Here is a 22,875-nt window from a genome sequence, read left to right as displayed (position 1 = left end):
TTCATGGATAACTTTTTGAACTATAAAAAAAGTTATTTACATGGAAGTATGAAATTATAAAGAAAAAACTATCTTTGCAGCCAAATTTGTGGCCTGTTTTATTTTATAGATTTATGAATCAGTTAGATAGGTTTGCAGTTAGATTTAAATAAAAAACATTAAAGAAATTAATAATGTCTAAAGTAACAGGTAAAGTTGCCCAGGTTATTGGCCCTGTAGTTGATGTTTCCTTCAGCGCAGAGAACGTAGAATTACCAAAGATTTACGATTCTTTGGAGATTAAAAGGGAAGATGGTTCTATTTTAGTTTTAGAGGTTCAAACGCATATTGGAGAAGAAACTGTAAGAGCTATCTCTATGGATTCTACAGATGGGTTAAGCCGTGGTGTAGAAGTTGTAGCTACCGGAGCTCCTATCCAAATGCCTATTGGTAATGATGTTTACGGACGTCTTTTTAACGTGGTAGGTGATGCTATCGACGGTTTAGGAAACTTACCGAAAGCAGGGAAAGATGGACTTCCGATTCACCGTGATGCTCCAAAATTCGAAGACTTATCTGTTTCTACTGAAGTTTTATTTACTGGTATTAAAGTAATCGATCTTATCGAGCCTTATGCAAAAGGTGGTAAAATTGGATTATTTGGTGGTGCTGGTGTTGGTAAAACTGTACTTATTCAGGAATTAATTAACAACATAGCGAAAGGCCATGGTGGTCTTTCTGTATTTGCCGGTGTAGGCGAGCGTACTCGTGAAGGGAATGACCTTCTTAGAGAGATGCTTGAATCTGGTATTATCAAATACGGTGACGATTTTATGCATTCCATGGAAGATGGAGGATGGGATCTTAAGAAAGTAGATAAGAAAGTAATGAAGGAATCTAAAGCTACTTTCGTATTTGGACAGATGAATGAGCCACCGGGAGCACGCGCGCGCGTCGCTTTATCTGGTCTTACTATTGCAGAATACTTCCGTGATGGTGCTGGTGAAGCTCAAGGTAAAGATGTTCTTTTCTTCGTAGATAATATTTTCCGTTTTACTCAGGCAGGTTCAGAGGTGTCAGCACTTCTTGGTCGTATGCCTTCAGCGGTAGGTTATCAGCCAACGCTTGCTACAGAGATGGGTGCAATGCAGGAGAGAATTACTTCAACTAAAAATGGTTCGATTACATCTGTACAGGCGGTTTACGTTCCTGCGGATGACCTTACCGATCCTGCTCCAGCGACAACTTTTGCTCACTTGGATGCAACAACAGTACTTTCTCGTAAAATTGCAGAGCTAGGTATTTATCCAGCGGTAGATCCTTTGGATTCTACCTCAAGAATTCTTGCTCCAGATATTTTAGGTAACGATCATTACGATTGTGCACAAAGAGTAAAAGAATTATTACAGCGTTATAAAGAATTACAAGATATTATTGCGATTCTTGGTATGGAAGAGCTTTCTGAAGAGGATAAACTTGCGGTATCACGTGCAAGACGTGTGCAACGTTTCCTTTCTCAGCCATTCCACGTTGCAGAGCAGTTTACAGGTCTTAAAGGAGTGCTTGTAGATATTAAAGATACTATCAAAGGATTTAATATGATTATGGATGGTGAGTTAGATCACTTACCAGAAGCAGCTTTTAACCTTAAAGGTACTATCGAAGAAGCGATCGAGGCTGGAGAGAAAATGCTAGCTGAATCATAATAAAGTAGTGATAAGTGAATAGATAAGTAGAGGGAACTCGAAGTTATCTACTCAATACTCAGTACTCAATACTAATAACTATGTATTTAGAAATCGTAACTCCAGAAGCAGTCGTTTTTCAAGCCGAAGTGGATGCTGTAAAAGTACCGGGGATTGATGGTGAGTTTCAGATGCTGAACAATCACGCACCAATCGTTTCTACTTTGACAGATGGCACGGTTAAGATTAACCTTGCTGCTTCAAATGCTGAGGTGACTTCAAAGTTGTCTTCAGATTTTAAACAAGAAGGAAAAGAATTATTCTACCATATTAAAGGTGGAGTGTTAGAAATGAAAGATAATAAAGCGATCATTCTAGCCGACTAATATATTTTTGATATTATATAAAAAAGCCTGTTGCAATTGCAACAGGCTTTTTCTATTTTTAAAGATTACTGTGAACTGTAAGCCTTAAACTTTACTTCCCTGAAAGCCATTTTTCACGATTTTTGACTTCCTTTTTCTTTGCATCGGCGTTTATTTTTATTTCGTAAGAAGGATTACTGCCTACAATTAATTCAGTAGTTTTTTCTTCTCCATAAATGCTGAATTTGATGCTAATTTCTTCATCAGGTTTTAATGCTGAAGTTATTTTCTTGAATTCTTCTGTGTTTTCTACAATTTGCTCGTTAATGGCTAGAATTCTAGCACCTTTATCCAAACCTCCTTTATAAGCTGATGTTCCTATTTTAGGATTATTCGTCATAACCACCATGCTATCTTTATTTTCTACGGAAATTCCCAGATCAGCTTCCTCTGCTTTTCTTGAAATATTGATCCCCATTTTGGCCAAAAGCGGTTCGTATTTTGGCATTTCGCTATTGTAGATATATTTATTGAAGAAGTCTTCTCCAAATTTTTTGCCCGCATACTGTTTTAAGAGGTGTTGGATATCTTCAACCTTATATGGTTTTTCTGGTTTTCCGTAAGTTTCCCAAACCAGTTTCATGAAATCATCTAGATTAAGATCTTGATCGCGTAATTCTAGATCTAAGGCTAGTCCCAAAACACTTCCGTAGGAATAATAAGAAATAAACGTATTTGCTCTATTTACTGGATCCAAAGAAGTTGCCGCATCTACAAAAGGTGCCTGGTAGCTCATTTCAATAGGATTAAAATACTGAAGTGCCGGAGATGTCCAAACATAGTTAAAGCTACCGCTTAGACCGTTTATGTAATCTTCCGCAGAAATAATTCCTGCTCTGCATAAAATCAAGTTAGTGTAATAACTAGTGAAGCCTTCAGCAAACCAAAGTGCACCCGTCATATTCGCTTTTGTGAAATTAAAAGGTTCTAAAGCTTTTGGGCGAATGCGCTCCACATTCCATGCATGGAAAAACTCGTGGGAAACAGTGCCAATATTTCCCTTCATGCCTCCATTGGCCAAAGTTTCAGTATCCGTTAAAATGGTGCTGTTGCGATGTTCCATTCCGTCTCCCGAAACATTTGGCATGTAACAGGCTAAAAAAGTGTATTCCCCGTAATCGAAATTGGGCAATTCGCCGTAAACTTTCATTTCTTGCTCCACGATTTTTTTTACCTTCTGAAAGTACGCTGAGAAAAGGTCATCGCTGCTTGGATCGTGTAACACAAACCGAATGGTTTTCCCGTCCAACTCAAATTTTTTCATTCTGAAATTGCTAATTTCAGTTGGGCTATCCATAAAGTACTGAAGGTTGGGAGCGGTGTATGTATTCCCTTTAATATGCTTTAGCTGTGTAGCTACTTTCCAATCTGGCTGACTTTCAGTATTGTATTCGATCTCTATAGCTCTATCCTGCAAGCTTTCAGCAAACATAAAGGTCGCCGGCATATTTAGATGAGCGTGTGTAGGATCGATTTGGGAGTATGTACCATCGCCACGGTTGGCGAAAAGAGTGTACTCGATATTTACGATTCCGCTATGATTTGTAATAGCCCAAGAGTATGGGTCTGGTCGAGAAACTTCCAGCTGTTTTCCTTCGCTATCGGTAGCCTTGAAATCGTAAACGTTTTTCGCAAATTCATGAATAGCGTATCGACCTGGGGAAGATCTACTCATTCTTACCGTTAGTGTATCATTTTCAATTTCAGGAAATCTAATATTGATTTTCGCTTCGTGATGCACGGCATTTTCAAAAGAGATGCTGTATTGATTTTGCTGAGCAAAACTAATCGTGCAGACAAAAAGTAAAAGTAGGGGTAAACGCATAAACTAAATTTTAGTGCTAAAGTTAAATAATTAATTTTCTTCTTGGTATTCAAGAATATCTCCAGGTTGGCAGTTTAGTATTTCGCATATCGCTTCTAAGGTTGAGAATCTTACTGCTTTGGCTTTTCCGGTTTTCAGAATAGAAAGGTTTGCCGTAGTAATGCCGATTTTATCGGCAAGTTCGTTGCTCTTCATGCCCTCGCGTTCCAAAATTCTATCTAGATTAATAATTATCGCCATGACTTAAACCGTAAGATCATTTTCTTGTTTTATGACTTCACCTTTGGCTACAACTTTACCTAAAAGGAGCAATACTTTGCCTAGAATATAAAGAATTATGAATGATGGTATGAATCCTAAAATATTAAAAGGAGACATTAAAAAAAATGCGCCGCAACATAGAATAATGAGAAATTTAAGCTTTGCATATCCTATGATTGTTGATGATATTCTTCTTATTTCCTCTGCTTGATAAGGGTAGAATAGGTTCTCTTTCAAGATGTCGTTAATTAATTTGGGTACTTTCCTTAAACCGATGGCTAGATATATGAATACTGCCGAGTTTAGTACGTAAAAAAGTCTTTCACCATTCTTAGAATAGTCGAAGCTTCTTTCAGGGAAATAGTTTTTGAAGAAAAATGAGTTTGATATCTCATTAAGCATGTCAAATTGATGAATAGCTCCCAGAATATTAATTAGTGCGGAAGCTATTAAAAGAGCAATAACAGTAATTACTATAATCTTTAGAATGTTTAAATGCCATTTCATATTTATAATATTATACGGTTAAATCATTTTCTTGTTTAAGTATACGGGCATTTTCAAAAACCTTACTAAGGAAGATTAGGAAAATACCGAATGCAAGAATTATCCAGAAAGAGCTGAAAGAAAATTCCAAACCAAAGTTTAAGGAGATACGGCTATCGACAATTAACTTTTTTAAGAATTCAGAAATTGCTCCTAGTATTACAGATAAGCATATTAATCTGCCACTAAGATTAAAAGATGCTATTTGAAGCCTGGTATAAAGCTTATTTCTGAAGAAACTTCTAATTAATTTTCTCAGAACAAATAGCCCATATAAGAAAGTACCTGTTCTAACTACTTCTAATAAAACAAGTATCCATAATGCTAAATTGTTGACATCTTTTGAAGGATTTTCTATAGATATAAATGGGACATCTATTCCTGTAAAAATATTGACTACCAGCATTATCATGACTCCAGCCAAAGAGAGAGCAGAAAAAATAAAACAAATATCGAAGATTGTTTTTAGCAGAATTGGTGGTTTCATAAAATATAAATTATCGATTAACGATAACAATTATACGTATTATTATTGTTTTTCGATAATTTAATTATAAATAATTTTTGAATTAGTTATCAAGAAGTTTTCTAAACTACTATTTTTCAAATGTAAACATTAAGTTATTGCAAAGTCTGCGTATATATGTATATTTAACGTTTATTATTCGCATAAAACTTAAATAATAACTATTATATTTGCGAGAAACGGATTATTAATCAACTATGCTATTAGCAATACTTTTAGGATTTTTATTTGCTTTACTTTTAGTTTTTGCAGGAAAGTTTTTTAAAGGAAAGTTTGCTGTCTTATCATCATTGATCCCCTTAGGATTATTTGTCTATTTTCTTCAGTTTATACCTGAAGTTATGGCTGGGGAGATTATGAAGGAAAGTTATAACTGGGCACCCTCATTTGGTGTGAACCTAGGTTTTACTTTGGACGGTCTTTCACTTTTATTCTGCTTAATGATTACCGGAATTGGTTTTCTGGTTTTTGTATATACTTCAGCCTATCTACACCATCATAAATATCTTGATCGATTTTATGGGTATCTGAGTGTGTTTATGGCGGCCATGTTAGGTTTGGTTTTATCGGATAACGTGATAAGCCTTTTTACTTTTTGGGAACTTACTAGTATAAGCTCATTCTTTTTAATAGGTTTTAATAACACGCAAGAAGCTTCCAGAAAGTCGGCTTTAACCGCGCTTGGGATTACCGGTCTGGGTGGGATGTTTTTACTTGCAGGAGTTATCGTTTTAGGAAATATCGCTGGTACATATAGCATTGCTGAAATGCTTAATATGGCGCCAGAATTAATAAAAGGACACCAGTATTACTCGGTCGCTGTAATTTTATTATTTGGAGCGGCTTTTACTAAATCTGCACAGTTTCCTTTCCATTTTTGGTTACCGGGAGCGATGAAGGCACCAACACCAGTTTCTACTTATTTGCACTCTGCAACGATGGTAAAAGCAGGTATTTATCTGGTAATGCGTTTTACACCCGTTTTAGGAGGTGAAGAAATTTGGAATACAACATTAATAATTGTTGGAGGATTTACGATGCTTTACTCTGCAATTCATTCTTTATTTAGAACCGACCTTAAAGGAGTTTTAGCGTATTCGACCATATCGGCTTTAGGAATTTTGATGTTCTTGATTGGTATGGGAACAACCGAATCTTTTACAGCGGCGGCAGTATTTATTGTTGTGCATGCGCTTTATAAAGCTACACTATTCTTAACAACAGGAATAATAGATCACCAAACAGGAAGCCGTGATGTGACAAAGCTTTCTGGTCTGCGTAAAGTTTTGATGCCAGTTGGTATTGCAGCGATTATCGCAGCAATATCGAGTGCAGGTATTCCGCCAACGATCGGTTTCTTAGGTAAGGAACTCACTTACGAGGCAACGATGCATGCGCCTATTATTGCAACTGTTTTACTCGTTGGGATCATTATTACCAAAATATTACTTTTATGGGCTGGTTTTGTAGCCGGTATAAAACCGTTTCAAGGAAAGTTACCTGATAATCTTAAGGATACTAAAATGCCGGGGCCTCTAATGTGGGTGCCGCCAATAGTTCTGGCAGTTTTAAGCCTGGTTTTTGGAATTTTACCATTTATAATTGAAGGTTCTCTAGTAAAACCTGTGGTTGCTGCTTTAGGTGGTGAATCTGGAGAAATTCATTTAGCCCTATGGCATGGATTTAATACGGTATTTATTTTAAGTTTAGTAACAATAACCGTAGGAACAATATTATACTTTGTTATCAAGCCATCCGCAAAACTTGAAACCAGCATAGGTAAACTGGAATTTATTAGTCCTAAAAGTTTGATGGAAAGATTTAATATAGGATTCACCTACGTATCTTCATTTTGGACAAGAGTTTTTCAGAATGGATATTTAAGAAACTATGTCTTTATCATTATTTTCTTTTTAGTAGGAATGGTAGGCTATACTATGGTAGGAAGTACCAAGTTCAATATTGATCCTGCAATTTTATCCAATATTAGTTTTTATGAACTAGTGGTGAGTATCATCATGTGTATTGCTATATTATTCACGGTATTTACCAGTAGTAGATTGTCTGCCGTTGTAGCAATGGGAGTTGTTGGCTTAACTATATGTCTTGTTTTTGTATTTTATAGTGCGCCAGATTTAGCCATGACACAGTTTTCCATCGATACCTTGACGGTTATTCTATTTGTTTTGGTACTTTACAGATTGCCTCGTTACCTTAAAATACAAGATCACAAAATGCGTATTCGGGATGGAATATTATCCTTGCTTTTTGGAGGCATGATTGCTGTTTTAGCACTCGAAGTTTTATCGGAACCTGTTAATACTGAAATTGGTGATTTTTACGCTAAAAATTCGTATATAATGGCTCACGGTAAAAACGTTGTTAATGTCATTTTAGTTGACTTTAGGGGAGCAGATACAATGATAGAGATTTCCGTGTTGACTATTGCCGCTATTGGGGTATTTGGCTTATTGAAATTAAGATTAAAAAGAACAGATAGAGTTCAGTAATTAAAATATTATGAAAACCATCATATTAAGAACAGCATCAAATTACCTTTTGCCGGTTTTGCTAATGTTCTCGATTTTTATCCTTTTGCGAGGGCACTACCTTCCAGGTGGTGGATTTGTAGGCGGACTTGTAGCAGCAATTGCTTTTGTTTTGCATTCTTTCGCTAATGGATTAAAAAATGCTAAAGCATTACTTAAATTTCATCCGGGATTTTTGATGCCCGCAGGTTTAGCCTTGTCTTTTTTTAGTGGGCTTTCACCTATGCTTTTTGCAGGAGATCCTTTTATGACAGGATTATGGTATCACGGCCATGTTCCCGTTTTAGGAAGTATTGGTTCAGCATTATTTTTTGATATAGGAGTTTATCTTGTGGTTGTAGGGGTAACATTAACCATCATCTTTACAATTTCTGAAGCACCTTAATTATGGAGATATTATTAGCTATTTTAATAGGTTTGCTTTATGCGGCGGGGATTTATATGATCTTGCGTCGTAGTTTGGTGAAACTAATTATTGGTATAATTCTGTTAGGGAATGGAGCCAATCTTTTGATTTTTCTTTTAGGTAGAATAACAAAAGGTTTACCTCCAATAATTCCAGAGAATTCTGAAGTTTTTACTGAAGCTTATGCAGATCCTGTTCCGCAGGCACTTATATTAACTGCTATTGTAATTAGTTTTGGATTGCAATCTTTTGCCATCATTCTTGTAAAAAGAGCTCATAAGGTGGTAAGAACAGACGATCTGGACGAAATGAACGCAACCGACGAAGATTCATGATGCAACATTTAATCATATACCCTTTATTATTTCAATTATTCCTGAGCATTGTTTTGATGTTTTTCTGGAATAAGATTAATGCGCAAAAAATTATAAGCATTGGCGGTAGTATTATCGCTGTAGCTCTTTCCGCTTATGTATTTTACTTTGTTTGGGAGAATGGAACTCAAAAAGTAAATGCAGGAGATTGGGATGCGCCATATGGTATTGTGTTTGTCGCAGATACGCTGGCAGTCACCTTGGTGCTTTTAACAGCACTTTCTGGTTTGGCAGTATCAGTATTTTCAGCTGGTTCTGTTATCAAAGATCGACTACGTTTTGGTTATTACCCTATATTTCATTTTCTGTTATTAGGATTAACCGGAGCATTTTTAACCGGAGATTTATTCAACCTTTATGTTTGGTTTGAAATCATTATCATAAGTTCTTTTGTGTTAATTACCATTGGCGGTGAAAAAGCACAGTTAGAAGGAGCAGTAAAGTACTTTACCTTAAACATCCTGGCTTCCATTATTTTTTTAACTGCAATTGCAGTATTATATGGTTTAACCGGATCTTTAAATATGGCAGATCTTGCCGGGAAAGTTGCGGCGGTAGAAAACCGCGGACTGGTAGAAGTTGCCGCTATATTATTTTTAGTTGGTTTTGGGACAAAAGCATCAATTTTCCCACTGTATTTTTGGTTACCGGCATCCTACCATACGCCACCCGCTGCTGTTTCTGCAATATTTGGTGGACTGCTAACTAAAGTTGGCGTTTATGCTTTGATAAGAGTGTTTACATTAATTTTTGTAGGCGATGTATTCTTAGGAGAAATTTTAATGGTATTGGCTATTCTTACTATTTTTAGCGGAGGTGTTGGTGCATTGGTTCAGAATAATGTTCGTAAGGTCTTTTCGTATTTGATTATTTGCCATATTGGTTATATGATTGCTGGTTTGGGAATGTTTACTGAAGTGGCTATTACTGGGGTTATTTTTTACCTGATTCACGATATCATGGTTAAAACGAATCTATTTATGGTAAGCGGAATTATCTTCAAGATAAAATCTTCAAATAGCATGAGGGCGTTGGGAGGTTTCTACGCGAATTATCCAAAGCTCAGTTTGTTGATTTTTATTCCTTTATTTTCACTAGTGGGAATTCCGCCTTTATCAGGATTCTGGCCTAAAATTTCTTTAATAGGAGAAGGTTTTAAAACAGAGAGTTATTGGACGGTTGCAGCAATTGTTTTTGCCAGCTTTATTACCTTAGTAATAATCGCTAAATTATGGGCAGAAGTTTTTTGGAAAGACGCGAAAGAAATACCTGAAAAACCAAAATTTGAATATTTCAGCGATTTAAATAAAACTAAGAAAACACAGTTTATCGTGCCAATTGTTTTCTTAAGTTTAATATCGCTATATATTGGTTTTGGAGCAGAGCATATTCAAATATTATCTGCCAGAATAGCGAACGAACTTATGAATAGTCAGCAATATATCGATACAGTTTTAAACAATAGTTAAGGAAGGAAACAATGAAAAACAGGTTTGTATCTAATATTCTTCTAACATTTGTGTGGGTAGTACTCACAGGAGACTTTCATGTTTCTAACTATTTGTTTGGCTTTATATTAAGCTATATTATATTAATGGTAATAACTAGAGGCTCAAAAAAAGCCAAGTATTTTACCATTGTACCAAGGCTTATTTTTATCATTTTATTCTTTTTCTGGGAATTAATAAAAGCAAATTTAGAGGTGGCTTGGGAAGTAATGACGCCTAAACTAAATATGACGCCAGGAATCGTGAAAGTTCCATTAACCGTGCAGAGCGATGCAGGAATAACCTTGTTGGCGAACATGATTACATTAACTCCGGGTACGTTGAGTCTGGATGTTTCAAACGACAAGAAAGTGCTTTATGTACATGCGATGTATATAAAAGATAAAGACAAATTCATTGCCGGTATTAAAAACGGTTTTGAAAAACGAATTTTAGAGATTTTAAAATAATGACTTTAGTTGAATATTGTAGAATAATAATCCTGCCTGTTTTGGCCTTTTCGGTGATTCTTATTTTGGTAAGATTTTTCAAAGGCCCAAGTATTGCAGATAGAATTGTCGCATTAGATCTTTTAATCACTACAGGTATAGGAATTATTGGGATCTACACGATAACTTCTGGAAGCTCTACTTTATTAGATACGGGGATGATTCTGGCTCTTATCGCCTTTTTAAGTACGGTAGCCTTAAGTTATTATTTAGAACGAAGAAGTAAGAAAAAATGAATATTTTAATAGGGATAATCATCACTTTAGGAACATTATTCGTTTTGCTCGCAGCAGTAGGACTTATAAGAATGCCAGATACATATTTACGAATATCGGTAAATACTAAAGCTGCTACCTTAGGAATAGGACTTTTACTTGTTGGTGTAGCGCTGTACTTCTACGATCTTAGTACAACTTCTAGAGCATTTATCATTATTCTATTCTTATTCTTAACGGCACCTGTAGGAGCTCATTTAATTGGAAGAGCATCGTATTTTATAGGTAATAAGCTTTGGGATCAATCCAAAATGGATGATTTACAAGGGAAATATCAGCGAAACTCACACATCTTAAAAAGTGAGATCGATGATACTCCAGAGGATAACGTAGATCACGAGAAAATGGAATAAGTCCACAGTATTTTAGATTCATTAGTTTCTCCCAAACTTTTTTCCTATCATTCCAACAGCCCAGTTTCAGGTAATCTTGTAATTTTGCTGAATGAGTAAATTTCCTAATAATTTATCGAAACGTCTTCAGGATAGAACCAATAATAACTCTTTCAGAGAATTACAAGCTCCTAAAGATGGTATCGATTTTTATTCAAACGATTATTTAGGCTTCTCTAGCTCTGAAACTATTTTTTCTGAAGCCACAAAGCTTTGTGAAAAACATCAACTGAAGCAAAACGGAGCTACCGGCAGTCGACTTATTTCAGGAAATCATAAATTATTCGAGCTTACTGAATATTTTTTAGCTGAATTTCACCAAGCTGAAAGTGCTCTTATTTTTAATTCTGGTTACGATGCCAATCTGGGTTTCTTTTCTTCAGTTCCGCAGAAAGGAGATTTCATTTTTTATGATGAATTAATCCATGCCAGTATTCGCGATGGCATTTCGTTAAGTAATGCGAAAGCTTATAAATTTCAGCATAATAATATTGAGGATTTACAAGCTAAAATTTCGCGCCAAGAATCTTTAGAAAATAGCGTAATCTATATTGTAACCGAAGCTGTTTTTTCGATGGATGGCGATCTGGCTCCGCTATCCAAATTAGCTGATTTTGCTGAAAAAAACAATCATTTTTTAATTGTAGACGAAGCGCATAGCACAGGCGTTTTTGGAGCGAACGGAAGCGGATTAGTAAATGAACTTCAGCTTCAGGAAAAGATTTTTGCACGAATCCATACATTTGGAAAAGCGATGGGTTGCCACGGGGCTGTTATTTTAGGTAGCCAGGAACTAAAATCGTATTTGGTAAATTTCGCACGGAGTTTTATATACACCACAGGACTTCCGCCGCATGCAATAGCAACTATTTATTCAGCCTTTCAGCAATTAAAAAATGGAGGAGCCGAATTGGATAAGCTAAAAGCAAATATTCAGTATTTTAAAAAACAATTGAAAATCGCTAAAATCGATTCTTATTTTATCGAAAGTGAATCACCAATTCAATGTGCGATAGTTTCAGGAAACGGATCGGTTAAAAAAATAGCAGCAATATTTCAACAAAATGGATTTTTAGTAAAACCTATTCTTTCGCCAACAGTTCCAAAAGGTAGCGAGCGACTCAGATTTTGCTTACATAGTTTTAATTCCGAAGAAGAAATAGCAGCACTCATCAATTTACTTTCAGAATCTTTAAAATCAATTTTAGATGAATAGCTCATTAAAATTAATTGCTAGTTTTCAATATGCTTCAGAAGCACAAATTGTAAAAGCCAGGCTAGAGGCCGAAGATATTCAGGTTGTAATTAATAATGAGCATACAATTAATACCGATCCGCTAATTAGTAATGCCATTGGTGGCGTGCAATTAATGGTTTTCGAGGAAGATGAGGCTCAAGCAAAAAAGATCTTAGAAAGTATCTCTAAATATTCGTTGGATGATGAAGGAGAAGCGATTCATTGTCCCAATTGCAACAGTTCTAAAATAGAATATTATACCAGTATTACCGATTTTAAATCTTTTATTTATTTCTTTGTCGGCTTTCTTTTTGCGGTTTTACCGATGTATACCAAATATTCGTATCGATGTGAAAACTGCAAACATAAATTTAATTTGAAATGAAACAGACTTATTTTGTTACCGGAATAGGTACAGAAGTAGGGAAGACAATGATCTCTGCCATGGTGACAGAAGCTTTAGAGGCTGATTATTGGAAACCTATACAAGCAGGAGATTTAGATAATTCAGATACCCATAAAATTCAGCATTTAATTAGTAATCCAATTACTAAATTCCACTCAAATGCTTTTGCTTTACAAACACCTATGAGTCCGCACGCTGCTGCGGAAATAGATGGAGTTGAAGTAACATCTAAAACCATAGTTAGACCAGAAACCGATAATAATTTGGTGATAGAAGGTGCGGGAGGTTTGCTGGTGCCGATAAACAATACAGAGACGATTGCCGATTTAATTAATCCAAATGATAAAGTAATTTTAGTTTCTCGGCATTATTTGGGAAGCATAAATCATACGTTGTTAAGTACAGAGGCTCTTCGAAGCCGCGGATTAGATTGCTTCGGAATAATTTATAGCGGAAATGCGACAAAAACTACGGAAGATATTATCGAAAAAATGAGCGGTGTACCAATGATTGGGCGTGTAGATGAAGAAAATGAATTTACACCGGAAGTAGTAAAAAAATATGCAGAGCAATTCCGCAAGAATCTGAAAAAATAAATGATGCAAGAGAATTTGAATTTAGCAGAACGAGATAAAAAACATTTGTGGCATCCTTTAACGCAGCACAAAACAGCTTCAGATGCAATAGGAATTACAAAAGCAAAAGGTGTAAAACTTTACGATGAAAGCGGAAAAGAATATATCGACGGGATTTCATCTTGGTACACCTGTGTTTATGGTCATTGCAATGAGTTTATTACCGATCGCGTAGCCGCGCGAATGAAGAATTTGGACCAGGTGGTGTTTAGCGGATTTACACATCAACCGGCTGTTGAACTTTCAGAAGCTTTAATTAAGATTTTACCCGAAGGTCAGCAAAAACTATTTTTTAACGATAATGGTTCTACCGCAACCGAGATCGGAATAAAAATGGCGCTGCAATACCATCATAATTTAGGAAACGATCGTAAAGTAATGTTAGCGTTCGAAGAAGGCTTTCATGGCGATACTTTCGGAGCAATGTCGGTTTCAAGCTTATCGGTTTATAATGGTGCTTTCGAAGATCATTTTATCGAGGTGCAGCGTATTCCCGTACCAACGGGAGATAATAATTCCGAAGTTATAGAAAAACTTCAGCAATTAATTCAGAATCATAATTTTGCCGGTTTTATTTACGAACCTTTGGTTCAGGGAGCAGCAGCCATGAAGATGCATGATAAAGAAGGACTTAATCAAATTCTAAAGATTTGTAAGGAGAACGAGATTATTTGCGTAGCCGACGAGGTCATGACGGGATTTGGAAAAACCGGAAGCTATTTTGCTTCAGATTATATAGCAACTAAACCCGATGTAGTTTGTATGTCTAAAGCGCTTACCGCTGGATTGTTACCCATGGGCTTAACCAGTTGTTCTCAGAAAATTTACGATGCTTTTTATTCTGAAGATATTGCCAAAGGATTATTTCATGGGCATACCTACACCGCAAATCCTTTAGCCTGTACAGCGGCATTAGCCGGAGTAGAACTTTTAACTTCGGAAGCAATGCAGGCGAACATCAAACGAATCGAGAAGTTGCATCAAGACTTTGGCGAAAAAATAAAAAATCATCCAAAAGTGAGCAATATTAGGCAATTGGGGATCATTTTTGCATTCGATTTAAATGTGAAAATGGAGCGCTACGGAAATTTACGAAACCAGTTATTCCGATATTTTATGGATCATGGTGTTTTTCTTCGTCCGCTTGGTAGTACTATCTATATTACCGCACCTTATATCACTTCAGATGAAGAAATGCAGAAGATCTATGATGTTATTGAAGGTGTGTTTGAACAATTTTAGAATTGAATTTAGACTTTAGACCGCTTTGCTGTTAGAGCTTAGATAATAGACATTTTGATGTATTGAGTTGATAATTTGAAATTGCACTGTTGAATAAAACCGACCTGTATTTAACCATAGAAAAGATTTTTGGAAAAATTTGAGAGCTAATCAATGAATAATCAAATATAATCGTCAGCAGCTTTATTGATAATTAAAAACTGGCCTATCGAAAATTGCTCGTTAAATTTGAAGTGAAATAAGCGTAAAATTTTAGGCTGTTTGAGCGTAGCGAGTTCCTAAAATTTAGCTTCAGAACGATAAATTTAGAGCAGGATTCGTAAGCCTAGTCTTTTTTGTTTCTTTTTTCGGCAATGGAAAAAAGAAAAGTACAGATTGAAAAGATATAAATTTTAAGATCTAACTGAGTTAATAGCTTAGATGCTAATCCCTACAATTATGAAAAATCCAATTTATATCACTTCCATGGCTTCGGTTTCTCCTTTGGGAGAAGATCACAGCAATATATGGGAAGCCTATAAAACTGATCAGCATTTTATAAAAAAGCATGATTTTGAAGGAGAGGACGCTTTTGCAGCTTCTTTACCTGAAGATCTAAATAGAGAAATCGAAAAATTAAGAACTGAATCGGTCAATTATCGAAAACTCGATCGTTCTGTGTTGATGGCAATTTATGTTTCGCGACAAGCCGTAAAACGCGCCGGTTGGCAGAATGAAAAAAACATCGGTATTAATATCGGAAGTTCACGGGGAGCAACCGGACTTTTTGAAAAATTTCATTCAGAATTTATCGAAAATCGAAAAGCTTCTACTCAGGCTTCACCAGCAACAACTTTAGGGAATATTTCATCCTGGGTTGGCCAGGATTTAGAAAATAACGGAATTCATTTTTCACATAGTGTCACCTGTTCTACGGGATTACATTCTGTTTTAAATGCGGTAGCTTGGTTACAATCGGGCTTAGCCGATAAATTTATTGCCGGAGCGAGCGAAGCGGCACTCACGCCTTTTACAATTGCACAGATGAAGGCTATTAAAACCTATGCTTCAGAAGATTTAGAATACCCATGTCAGGCATTGAATTTAAACAAAACTAGAAATTCCATGGTTTTAGGAGAAGGCGCCGGATTGATGTGTTTAGAAAATTCTGTTTCAGAAAGATCTTTAGCAAAAATTATAGGGATTGGTTATTCCGCAGAAAAATTAAAACATAGCGTTTCAATATCAGATGATGGAGAATGCATGCAAAATTCTATGAGAATGGCACTTGGCGGTTTAGAACCATCAGAAATTGATGCTGTGGTAATGCATGCACCGGGAACAATAAAAGGTGATGCAGGAGAGGTGAAGGCGATAAAAGCGCTGTTTGGTGAAAATTTACCAGCAATGACTTCCAATAAATGGAAAATTGGGCATACGTTTGCAACCTCGGGAATCCTGAACCTGGAATTAGCAATGTTAATGCTGAAAAAGCAGCAGTTTATTTCGGTTCCTTTTTCCGATATTAGTAAAAAACCAACGAGAATTCAGAATATTCTGGTGAATGCTGTTGGTTTTGGCGGTAATGCCGTTTCTATTTTGATAAGTAAATTTAATAGCCTTAAAAAAGGCAAATAATTCTCGCTGTTCTTATAGCGAAGTTTTGATTATTTTTGAATAAATCTATTTTCATGGCAACAAGACATAACTGGACCAAAGAAGAGATCTTAGCGATTTACAATAAACCTTTGATGGAATTGCTTTACGAAGCAGCTACCGTTCATAGAAAAAATCACGATCCTAATACAGTACAGGTTTCTACTTTACTTTCTATAAAAACAGGCGGTTGTCCTGAAGATTGTGGCTATTGCCCACAAGCAGCGCGTTATCATACTGATATTGAAGGTAACGATCTTATGAGCGTTAATCACGTAAAAGCACAAGCTTTACGTGCAAAATCTGCTGGTAGTTCTCGTGTATGTATGGGAGCGGCTTGGAGAAATGTTAAAGATGGACCAGAGTTTGATAATGTTTTAGAAATGGTGCGTACAATTAACAAACTTGATATGGAAGTTTGTTGCACGTTGGGTATGCTTACTGAAAATCAGGCAGAGCGTTTAGCTGAAGCTGGTTTGTACGCTTATAATCACAATTTAGACACCTCTGAAGAATATTATAAAGAAGTAATTTCTACACGCGGCTTTGGAGATCGTCTGGAAACGATTGATAATGTTAGAAAAACGAATGTTACCGTTTGTAGCGGCGGAATAATAGGAATGGGAGAAAAGGAAGAAGATCGTGCTGGGATGCTAGTAGCGCTTTCTACTTTAAATCCGCAGCCAGAATCTGTACCCATTAATGCACTTGTTCCTGTTGAAGGAACACCGATGGAAGAAGAAGCTCCGGTTTCTATTTGGGAAATGGTAAGAATGGTGGCCACTACAAGAATCGTAATGCCAGAGACGCAGGTTCGATTATCTGCAGGCCGTACGCAAATGAGTAGAGAAGGGCAGGCAATGTGTTTCTTTGCTGGTGCAAATTCTATTTTTGCAGGTGATAAGTTGTTAACGACTCCAAATCCAGATGTTAGTGAAGACATGCAAATGTTTAAAGCTTTAGGATTGAATCCACAAAAGCCATTCACTAAAAAGTCGAAACCAGACACTGTAGAAGCTACAGAATCTAAGTATAATTCGCTTGGGGAAAAGCCAAAATGGTCTAGACCAGGGCATACGATCGAGCGAAATAAGGTTACCGAAGAAAAACAAAAGGCAAAATCAAAAGCGTAAATCTGAATATGCAGTTGGATCTTCAGGAAATACCAAGAGTTAAAGGAATTTCTAAAGAGGAATTTCAGCGGGATTATTTTATTCCGCAGCGACCGGTAATTTTTGAAGATCTTGCAAAAAACTGGCCGGCTTATCAAAACTGGAGTTTCGATTATTTTAGAGAGAAAGCCGGTGATGTTGTTGTACCGCTTTACGACAACACACCTGCCAAGGGAAGGCAGAATTCTCATGGCGCTGCAAAGAAACTTCCAATAAAAGAATACTTTGATATTTTAGAAAAAGGCCCTTCAGATTTACGAATGTTCTTTTTTAATCTTTTGCAAAATTCTCCGGAGCTTTTAAAAGATATCGAATATCCAGATCTTGGAGTCAAATTCTTTAAAAAGCTGCCCGTTTTGTTTGTAGGTGGAGAGGGCTCTAGCGTAGTGATGCATTACGATATGGATCTTGCCAATAATTTCCATTTCAATTTTTCTGGTAAAAAGCGTGTGATCTTATATCCGCCAGATCAGACTGATTTTTTATATAAAGTTCCACATTCCATCGTAAGTATGGAAATAATCAATATGGATAATCCAGATTTTGAAACGTATCCTGCTTTAGCTAAAGCAAAAGGTTTTGAAGCTCACTTGGGACATGGTGAAGGATTGTTTATGCCAAGTAAATGGTGGCATTTTATAAAATATGAAACCGCAAGTTTATCGCTCACCTTAAGATCGTTCCCAAGGTCTCCCGGCAAAGTGCTTGAAGTTTTAAATAATCTGATCTTTATGCGGAATTATGATAATGTAATGCGTAAAATTAAAGGGCAAGATTGGATTGATTATAAGAATCAAAAAGCGATAAAAAATACCCACAAAAACGCGAATATCGAGTAATGATGAATGGAGGATTGCAATTAGCAGAGATTCCCAGGGTGAAAAGAATTTCTAAAGAAGATTTTTTAAAGTATTATGTAAAGCCACAAAAACCTGTGGTTATAGAAAATTTGATTGAAGAATGGCCGGCTTACGAGAAGTGGAATCTGGATTATATAAAACAAGTTGCCGGTGATAAAGTAGTGCCGTTGTATGATGATCGTCCAATTACTTCAGAATTTAAGTTCAACGAGCCGCATGCCGAAATGAAAATGGCAGATTATATCGATCTTTTAAAATCCAAACCTACAGATTACAGGATTTTTCTTTATCACTTAATGAAGGAAGTGCCGGTATTGCAAAAAGATTTTAAATTTCCGGAGGTCGGTTTACGCATGATTAAGCAGTTGCCGATGCTTTTCTTTGGTGGAGAAAATTCCAAGGTGTTTATGCATTACGATATTGATTTTGCGAATATTCTTCATTTTCAATTTCATGGTAAAAAGCAATGCGTTCTTTATCCTCCTTCAGAAAGTAAATATCTTTACAAGGTTCCGCACTCTTTAATTTCAAGAGAAGATATTGATTTTACCAATCCAGATTTTAATAATTTCCCTGTACTGAAAAAAGCACAAGGTTATGTCACCGAGCTTAATCATGGCGAAGCACTATATATGCCAGAAGGTTATTGGCACCAGATGAGTTATCTGAACGCTGGCTTTTCGATGAGTTTAAGAGCTACGCCGCGTACTTTTACCAATTTTTCCAAGGCAGTTTACAATTTGGTTGTAATGCGTAATTTCGATAACGTAATGCGGAAATTAGGTGGTCAAAAGTGGATAGATCGTAAAAATCGCATAGCAGTTAAAAAAACCAATAAATATTCCTAAGATTGGTTAAGCCGAATAAATCTTGTTGAAAGTTTAGGCCTGTAGGTTTAGCTTTATTAACTTTAAATTGAAAAACTTTTCGGTTTGAAGCCACCCCTGAATTATAAAATCTCATCTTCTGAAGGGATATATCTTCTTAAATGTATAATTGGTACAATTGTCTGTTTTGCGTTGTTTGATGCATTTCCGCAATATCCTTTTTATTGGAGTATTATTTCTTGTTTATTGGTGTTCTCTCAGGAGAATGACCGTGAACTTGCACTTAATAGAATTAAGTCTAATTTCTTAGGCTCTTTTGTGGGGTTAGCGGTCTATTTTTTACCCATCCCGAGCGTTGTGATGTTTTGTCTGGGGGTAGCTTTTACGATTGTTTTAGGTATCGTGTTAAAAATAGAACCGACAATTCGATCTGCTTTAGCCGCAGTGATTATTGTTATTATTAATGAAGATAAAGCAGATACGGCTTGGGTGGTAGGATTACAAAGAGCCGGTTGTGTTCTGCTTGGTTGTCTTATTGCCTTGTTTATATCAATGTCTTTCAACAGGCTGTCTAAAGCTTTATTTAATCGTTCTGTTTAGAAAGTTCATTGGCTTTTTCAAAAATAAGATGACTTTCCCAACCTCGATATTGCAAATAATCGACAAGCTTTTTTTTCTTTTTAATTGCTGAAGTTTCCTTGATGTTGTCCCATTTCTTTTCGGAAATTTCGTGGAATGTTTTCAGATAATCTGTTTCTGAAAGTTCTTTAAGTCCGGTTTGGATATTTCTAGCTGAAATTCCTCGTAATTTCAGCTCATTTGTGATTCTTTTTTTACCCCACTTTTTAATTCTGAATTTACCTCTGGCAAAGCTTTTTGCAAAACGTTCTTCATTCAGAAAATTCTCCTGCATAAGTTCCATAATAATTTGTTCCTGAGCTTCGGGAATCATATTCAGGCTTCTCAATTTTTCTTCAACTTCTTTATGAGTTCTATCACGATACGCACAATACTGCATTAGCTTGACGGTGGCCTCTTTTACTGTATACGTTTTATGTGCAGCTTCTTTCATAATACAAAGCTAAATCTTTTGCATTGGCATTAAAATAAAAAAACCGTCATAGAGACGGTTTCTTAATTAATTGTGAATTAAGCCATAGCTTTTTTATTCAATCTTTTTTCAGCTAGTTTATCTAATTTTTTATCTGCTGCATATTCTTCATCAAGTGTTTTTTGAAGTTTTGTAGCAAGTTCTTTGTAGCCTAATTCTTTGGCATAACGAACAACTGTACCATATCCAGAAATCTCATAATGTTCTATGCGTTGTGCATCTGCAATGATACCAGCATCACTAACCTCTTCAGAAGTTTCTTCTTTTAAGAAATCCTCAGCTTCTTCGATAAGTCCCTTCATCGCTTTACAAGTTTCGCCCGTAGGTTTTATGCCTAGCTCTTTGCAAATTTCAGATAAGCGTTCTTTATGTTCTTTAGTTTCTTCTAAATGACCTTCGAATGCTTTTTTTAGAGCATCATTATTTGCAGCTTTTACCATTTTAGGTAATGCTTTTAGAAGTTGCGATTCAGCACTATATAAGTCTTTCAACTGGTGTTCAAATAATTCTTTTAAATCTTTCATCTTTTTAATAATTAGGTTGTTATAGGTTAAATATATCCTATAAACCGAACCGGTATAGTTAAATAGATAAGAAAGCTTTCTTAGCTTTTTGCCAATTATGATTGCTGTAAAATATTTGAATTTAGCGCAAAAAAAAACGCCTTACAAAATAAATTGTAAGGCGTTTAAGTTTTATCGAATCACTTTCCCTTCTTTATCGTGAAAATGATATTCTAAATACGTGTAAGCGTCTCTAGGTATAATTTTAACCCAGCGTTTGTGGTCTATAAACCATTGAGATCTGGGAGATGGAAAGCCTTTTGTTAGAAAGGCTGCAATAAATGGATGCGCAGTGAGCGTTATTTTCTTATGATTTTTCTTAAGAAGTCGCTCAATATCGGCTTTAATTTTGCTTATTAAGATTATTGGTGCCTCAACCTCACCATCACCGTTAGGATTCTCCTCACGGGTCTTAATATTCATTTCTGGCCTTACGCGTTGTCTTGTAATTTGTATAAGTCCAAACTTACTTGGCGGTAGGATCTTGTGCTTAGCACGATCGTCGCTCATTTCGTTTTTTAGATGATCGAAGAGAGTTTTGCGATTTTCAGCTTTACTCATATCGATAAAGTCTACTACAATGATGCCGCCCATGTCGCGAAGTCTTAACTGGCGAGCAATTTCTGTAGCGCTAATTAGATTTACCTCTAATGCAGTATCTTCCTGGTTTTTAGATTTATTAGAACGATTACCACTATTCACATCTACAACGTGCATAGCTTCTGTATGTTCTATAACCAGGTAGGCGCCTTTACTTATGGATACAGTGCGCCCAAAGGAGGTTTTTATTTGTCTTTCGATACCGAACTTTTCAAAAATTGGAACATTGGACTGATGTAATTTTACAATTGATTCTTTGCTAGGAGCAATCTCGCTCACATAGTCTTTAATTTGTGTGTAAAGCGTCTCGTCATCTACAGTGATAGAAGTAAATGTATCGTTAAACACATCTCTTAAAAGAGATGAGGCACGATTTAATTCTCCTAGTACTTTTGATGGATATTGAGGCTTATACAATTTTTTACACATTGCTGTCCAACGACCCATCAAGTTTTGAAGATCTTTGTCCAGCTCTGCTACTTTTTTGCCTTCGGCTACGGTTCTTACGATAACGCCAAACCCTTTAGGTTTTATGCTTTTAACAAGGCGCTTTAATCGATCTTTTTCTTCTTTGCTTTCAATTTTTTGAGAAACCGAAATTCGATTAGAAAAAGGTACGAGAACGATGTATCTTCCCGGTAAAGACAACTCACTACTAATACGAGGGCCTTTGGTAGATATAGGTTCTTTTACAATTTGAACCAGTAACGACTGATTTGATTTTAAGACATCAGAGATAACTCCGTTTTTGTCTATTTCTTTTTCAAAAGTAAAATTCTTTAAAGAATAGTCTTTTAATTTACCTGTGCTTACACGTTTTATAAACTTAAGCAAGGATGAAACCTGAGGGCCCAGATCATGATAGTGTAAAAAACCATCTTTAGTATAGCCAACATTAACAAATGCAGCATTTAACCCGGGGACAGCCTTTCTAATCTTAGCGATCATTATATCGCCAACATTAAAATTGTTGTCATCTTCATCCTTGTTTAGTTCAACAAGTTTTCCATCTTTTAATAAGGCAAAATCTACAGCAGAGGATTCGGACCGTATAATTAATTCTTTGTCCACTCTATTAGATTTTTAACCCCGAAAATTCTCGGGATGGATTAAACATTATTTTATCACAGGTGTTTGAAGCCTGAAGAGATTTATAAATATACAGGCATAGTGACTTGATACCATGCTTTTATTCAAAATCTCGATGTCAAAGAACATTGCTGTTAAAGCAAAATCTTTTAAATAAAAAAAGTAGTATGAAAACTACTTTTTCTTGTGACGGTTAGCTCTTCTTCTTTTTTTACGCTTGTGCGTAGCTACCTTATGTCTTTTTCTTTTTTTACCACTT

General features: G+C 35.9%; 25 protein-coding genes. 18 read left to right on the top strand and 7 right to left on the bottom strand.

Annotated features, from left to right (window positions below; genetic code table 11):
* The first annotated feature begins 173 nt into the window (after window positions 1-173).
* The gene (atpD, locus tag QWY91_RS12275; RefSeq protein WP_290235535.1) at window positions 174-1,685 is read left to right on the top strand and encodes a F0F1 ATP synthase subunit beta; all 1,512 of its coding nucleotides are present in this window, start codon (window positions 174-176) and stop codon (window positions 1,683-1,685) included.
* 80 nt (window positions 1,686-1,765) lie between these two features.
* Window positions 1,766-2,050, top strand: coding sequence for a hypothetical protein (locus QWY91_RS12270; protein WP_290235533.1), 285 nt, complete (start codon window positions 1,766-1,768; stop codon window positions 2,048-2,050).
* A gap of 91 nt (window positions 2,051-2,141) precedes the next feature.
* Here QWY91_RS12270 and QWY91_RS12265 read toward each other — a convergent pair whose 3' ends face one another.
* From QWY91_RS12265 to QWY91_RS12250, 4 genes are read right to left on the bottom strand one after another with little or no spacing between them, the layout of a single operon-like run.
* The gene (locus QWY91_RS12265; RefSeq protein ID WP_290235531.1) at window positions 2,142-3,914 is read right to left on the bottom strand and encodes a M61 family metallopeptidase; all 1,773 of its coding nucleotides are present in this window, start codon (window positions 3,912-3,914) and stop codon (window positions 2,142-2,144) included.
* A gap of 30 nt (window positions 3,915-3,944) precedes the next feature.
* Window positions 3,945-4,154 carry a helix-turn-helix domain-containing protein gene (locus QWY91_RS12260; RefSeq protein ID WP_270063067.1) on the bottom strand — a complete coding sequence of 70 codons (210 nt, stop codon included), beginning with the start codon at window positions 4,152-4,154 and terminating at the stop codon, window positions 3,945-3,947.
* A 3-nt stretch (window positions 4,155-4,157) separates the two neighbouring features.
* The gene (locus QWY91_RS12255) at window positions 4,158-4,682 is read right to left on the bottom strand and encodes a DUF2975 domain-containing protein (protein ID WP_290235530.1); all 525 of its coding nucleotides are present in this window, start codon (window positions 4,680-4,682) and stop codon (window positions 4,158-4,160) included.
* Between the two features lie 10 nt (window positions 4,683-4,692).
* Entirely contained in the window at window positions 4,693-5,208 is a 516-nt protein-coding gene (locus tag QWY91_RS12250) for a DUF2975 domain-containing protein (RefSeq protein ID WP_290235529.1), read from the bottom strand.
* A 236-nt stretch (window positions 5,209-5,444) separates the two neighbouring features.
* Here QWY91_RS12250 and QWY91_RS12245 point away from each other — a divergent pair, with 236 nt between their 5' ends.
* The 16 genes from QWY91_RS12245 (at window position 5,445) to QWY91_RS12170 (ending at window position 19,853) form a co-directional block, all read left to right on the top strand.
* Window positions 5,445-7,757, top strand: coding sequence for a putative monovalent cation/H+ antiporter subunit A (locus QWY91_RS12245; RefSeq protein WP_290235527.1), 2,313 nt, complete (start codon window positions 5,445-5,447; stop codon window positions 7,755-7,757).
* Window positions 7,758-7,767: 10 nt separating this feature from the next.
* On the top strand, window positions 7,768-8,181 hold the full coding sequence (locus QWY91_RS12240; protein ID WP_290235525.1) for a Na+/H+ antiporter subunit B: 414 nt from the start codon (window positions 7,768-7,770) through the stop codon (window positions 8,179-8,181).
* Window positions 8,182-8,183: 2 nt separating this feature from the next.
* Window positions 8,184-8,537, top strand: coding sequence for a Na+/H+ antiporter subunit C (locus QWY91_RS12235; RefSeq protein ID WP_270059492.1), 354 nt, complete (start codon window positions 8,184-8,186; stop codon window positions 8,535-8,537).
* Window positions 8,534-10,045: a proton-conducting transporter transmembrane domain-containing protein gene (locus QWY91_RS12230; protein WP_290235522.1), complete on the top strand. Its 1,512-nt coding sequence runs from the start codon at window positions 8,534-8,536 to the stop codon at window positions 10,043-10,045. Before QWY91_RS12235 ends, QWY91_RS12230 begins: the two co-directional genes overlap by 4 nt.
* Before the next feature lie 11 nt (window positions 10,046-10,056).
* Window positions 10,057-10,533 carry a Na+/H+ antiporter subunit E gene (locus QWY91_RS12225; protein ID WP_290235521.1) on the top strand — a complete coding sequence of 159 codons (477 nt, stop codon included), beginning with the start codon at window positions 10,057-10,059 and terminating at the stop codon, window positions 10,531-10,533.
* Entirely contained in the window at window positions 10,533-10,808 is a 276-nt protein-coding gene (locus QWY91_RS12220) for a monovalent cation/H+ antiporter complex subunit F (RefSeq protein ID WP_270059489.1), read from the top strand. Before QWY91_RS12225 ends, QWY91_RS12220 begins: the two co-directional genes overlap by 1 nt.
* The gene (gene mnhG / locus QWY91_RS12215; RefSeq protein WP_290235518.1) at window positions 10,805-11,200 is read left to right on the top strand and encodes a monovalent cation/H(+) antiporter subunit G; all 396 of its coding nucleotides are present in this window, start codon (window positions 10,805-10,807) and stop codon (window positions 11,198-11,200) included. Before QWY91_RS12220 ends, mnhG begins: the two co-directional genes overlap by 4 nt.
* 91 nt (window positions 11,201-11,291) lie before the next feature.
* On the top strand, window positions 11,292-12,455 hold the full coding sequence (locus QWY91_RS12210; protein WP_290235516.1) for an aminotransferase class I/II-fold pyridoxal phosphate-dependent enzyme: 1,164 nt from the start codon (window positions 11,292-11,294) through the stop codon (window positions 12,453-12,455).
* Window positions 12,448-12,861, top strand: a complete 414-nt coding sequence (locus QWY91_RS12205; protein WP_290235515.1) for a putative signal transducing protein — start codon at window positions 12,448-12,450, stop codon at window positions 12,859-12,861. Before QWY91_RS12210 ends, QWY91_RS12205 begins: the two co-directional genes overlap by 8 nt.
* Window positions 12,858-13,478 (top strand): dethiobiotin synthase, encoded by a 621-nt coding sequence (gene bioD / locus QWY91_RS12200; protein ID WP_290235513.1) that lies wholly within the window; start codon window positions 12,858-12,860, stop codon window positions 13,476-13,478. Before QWY91_RS12205 ends, bioD begins: the two co-directional genes overlap by 4 nt.
* 3 nt (window positions 13,479-13,481) lie before the next feature.
* Window positions 13,482-14,759 carry an adenosylmethionine--8-amino-7-oxononanoate transaminase gene (gene bioA / locus QWY91_RS12195; RefSeq protein ID WP_290237096.1) on the top strand — a complete coding sequence of 426 codons (1,278 nt, stop codon included), beginning with the start codon at window positions 13,482-13,484 and terminating at the stop codon, window positions 14,757-14,759.
* 438 nt (window positions 14,760-15,197) lie between these two features.
* On the top strand, window positions 15,198-16,376 hold the full coding sequence (locus QWY91_RS12190; RefSeq protein ID WP_290235511.1) for a beta-ketoacyl synthase N-terminal-like domain-containing protein: 1,179 nt from the start codon (window positions 15,198-15,200) through the stop codon (window positions 16,374-16,376).
* Window positions 16,377-16,429: 53 nt separating this feature from the next.
* A complete protein-coding gene (gene bioB, locus QWY91_RS12185; RefSeq protein ID WP_290235509.1) occupies window positions 16,430-17,527 on the top strand; it encodes a biotin synthase BioB in 1,098 nt (365 codons plus the stop codon).
* 8 nt (window positions 17,528-17,535) lie between these two features.
* Window positions 17,536-18,405 (top strand): cupin-like domain-containing protein, encoded by an 870-nt coding sequence (locus QWY91_RS12180; protein ID WP_290235507.1) that lies wholly within the window; start codon window positions 17,536-17,538, stop codon window positions 18,403-18,405.
* Window positions 18,405-19,274, top strand: a complete 870-nt coding sequence (locus QWY91_RS12175; protein ID WP_290235504.1) for a cupin-like domain-containing protein — start codon at window positions 18,405-18,407, stop codon at window positions 19,272-19,274. The genes QWY91_RS12180 and QWY91_RS12175 overlap by 1 nt, the downstream gene beginning before the upstream one ends.
* An 84-nt stretch (window positions 19,275-19,358) precedes the next feature.
* Window positions 19,359-19,853 (top strand): FUSC family protein, encoded by a 495-nt coding sequence (locus QWY91_RS12170; RefSeq protein ID WP_290235501.1) that lies wholly within the window; start codon window positions 19,359-19,361, stop codon window positions 19,851-19,853.
* Here QWY91_RS12170 and QWY91_RS12165 read toward each other — a convergent pair.
* From QWY91_RS12165 to QWY91_RS12155, 3 genes are all read right to left on the bottom strand, one after another.
* Window positions 19,837-20,325, bottom strand: a complete 489-nt coding sequence (locus QWY91_RS12165; RefSeq protein ID WP_290235498.1) for a regulatory protein RecX — start codon at window positions 20,323-20,325, stop codon at window positions 19,837-19,839. The two genes, QWY91_RS12170 and QWY91_RS12165, sit on opposite strands and share 17 nt — an antisense overlap.
* Before the next feature lie 77 nt (window positions 20,326-20,402).
* Window positions 20,403-20,888 carry a YciE/YciF ferroxidase family protein gene (locus tag QWY91_RS12160; protein WP_290235495.1) on the bottom strand — a complete coding sequence of 162 codons (486 nt, stop codon included), beginning with the start codon at window positions 20,886-20,888 and terminating at the stop codon, window positions 20,403-20,405.
* Between the two features lie 171 nt (window positions 20,889-21,059).
* Window positions 21,060-22,598, bottom strand: a complete 1,539-nt coding sequence (locus tag QWY91_RS12155) for a ribonuclease E/G (RefSeq protein ID WP_290235492.1) — start codon at window positions 22,596-22,598, stop codon at window positions 21,060-21,062.
* Window positions 22,599-22,875: the final 277 nt, after the last annotated feature.

Origin of the sequence: Zunongwangia endophytica, assembly GCF_030409505.1 — a bacterium.
GTDB classification, from domain to species: Bacteria; Bacteroidota; Bacteroidia; order Flavobacteriales; family Flavobacteriaceae; genus Zunongwangia; species Zunongwangia endophytica.
This window is presented reverse-complemented; position numbering and strand designations above follow the sequence as displayed.

Bases quoted from the DNA above. Each gene is read 5' to 3' on its own strand.
- atpD (WP_290235535.1), top strand. From the start codon at position 174: ATGTCTAAAGTAACAGGTAAAGTTGCCCAGGTTATTGGCCCTGTAGTT.
- QWY91_RS12270 (WP_290235533.1), top strand. From the start codon at position 1,766: ATGTATTTAGAAATCGTAACTCCAGAAGCAGTCGTTTTTCAAGCCGAA.
- QWY91_RS12265 (WP_290235531.1), bottom strand. From the start codon at position 3,914: ATGCGTTTACCCCTACTTTTACTTTTTGTCTGCACGATTAGTTTTGCT.
- QWY91_RS12260 (WP_270063067.1), bottom strand. From the start codon at position 4,154: ATGGCGATAATTATTAATCTAGATAGAATTTTGGAACGCGAGGGCATG.
- QWY91_RS12255 (WP_290235530.1), bottom strand. From the start codon at position 4,682: ATGAAATGGCATTTAAACATTCTAAAGATTATAGTAATTACTGTTATT.
- QWY91_RS12250 (WP_290235529.1), bottom strand. From the start codon at position 5,208: ATGAAACCACCAATTCTGCTAAAAACAATCTTCGATATTTGTTTTATT.
- QWY91_RS12245 (WP_290235527.1), top strand. From the start codon at position 5,445: ATGCTATTAGCAATACTTTTAGGATTTTTATTTGCTTTACTTTTAGTT.
- QWY91_RS12240 (WP_290235525.1), top strand. From the start codon at position 7,768: ATGAAAACCATCATATTAAGAACAGCATCAAATTACCTTTTGCCGGTT.
- QWY91_RS12235 (WP_270059492.1), top strand. From the start codon at position 8,184: ATGGAGATATTATTAGCTATTTTAATAGGTTTGCTTTATGCGGCGGGG.
- QWY91_RS12230 (WP_290235522.1), top strand. From the start codon at position 8,534: ATGATGCAACATTTAATCATATACCCTTTATTATTTCAATTATTCCTG.
- QWY91_RS12225 (WP_290235521.1), top strand. From the start codon at position 10,057: ATGAAAAACAGGTTTGTATCTAATATTCTTCTAACATTTGTGTGGGTA.
- QWY91_RS12220 (WP_270059489.1), top strand. From the start codon at position 10,533: ATGACTTTAGTTGAATATTGTAGAATAATAATCCTGCCTGTTTTGGCC.
- mnhG (WP_290235518.1), top strand. From the start codon at position 10,805: ATGAATATTTTAATAGGGATAATCATCACTTTAGGAACATTATTCGTT.
- QWY91_RS12210 (WP_290235516.1), top strand. From the start codon at position 11,292: ATGAGTAAATTTCCTAATAATTTATCGAAACGTCTTCAGGATAGAACC.
- QWY91_RS12205 (WP_290235515.1), top strand. From the start codon at position 12,448: ATGAATAGCTCATTAAAATTAATTGCTAGTTTTCAATATGCTTCAGAA.
- bioD (WP_290235513.1), top strand. From the start codon at position 12,858: ATGAAACAGACTTATTTTGTTACCGGAATAGGTACAGAAGTAGGGAAG.
- bioA (WP_290237096.1), top strand. From the start codon at position 13,482: ATGCAAGAGAATTTGAATTTAGCAGAACGAGATAAAAAACATTTGTGG.
- QWY91_RS12190 (WP_290235511.1), top strand. From the start codon at position 15,198: ATGAAAAATCCAATTTATATCACTTCCATGGCTTCGGTTTCTCCTTTG.
- bioB (WP_290235509.1), top strand. From the start codon at position 16,430: ATGGCAACAAGACATAACTGGACCAAAGAAGAGATCTTAGCGATTTAC.
- QWY91_RS12180 (WP_290235507.1), top strand. From the start codon at position 17,536: ATGCAGTTGGATCTTCAGGAAATACCAAGAGTTAAAGGAATTTCTAAA.
- QWY91_RS12175 (WP_290235504.1), top strand. From the start codon at position 18,405: ATGATGAATGGAGGATTGCAATTAGCAGAGATTCCCAGGGTGAAAAGA.
- QWY91_RS12165 (WP_290235498.1), bottom strand. From the start codon at position 20,325: ATGAAAGAAGCTGCACATAAAACGTATACAGTAAAAGAGGCCACCGTC.
- QWY91_RS12160 (WP_290235495.1), bottom strand. From the start codon at position 20,888: ATGAAAGATTTAAAAGAATTATTTGAACACCAGTTGAAAGACTTATAT.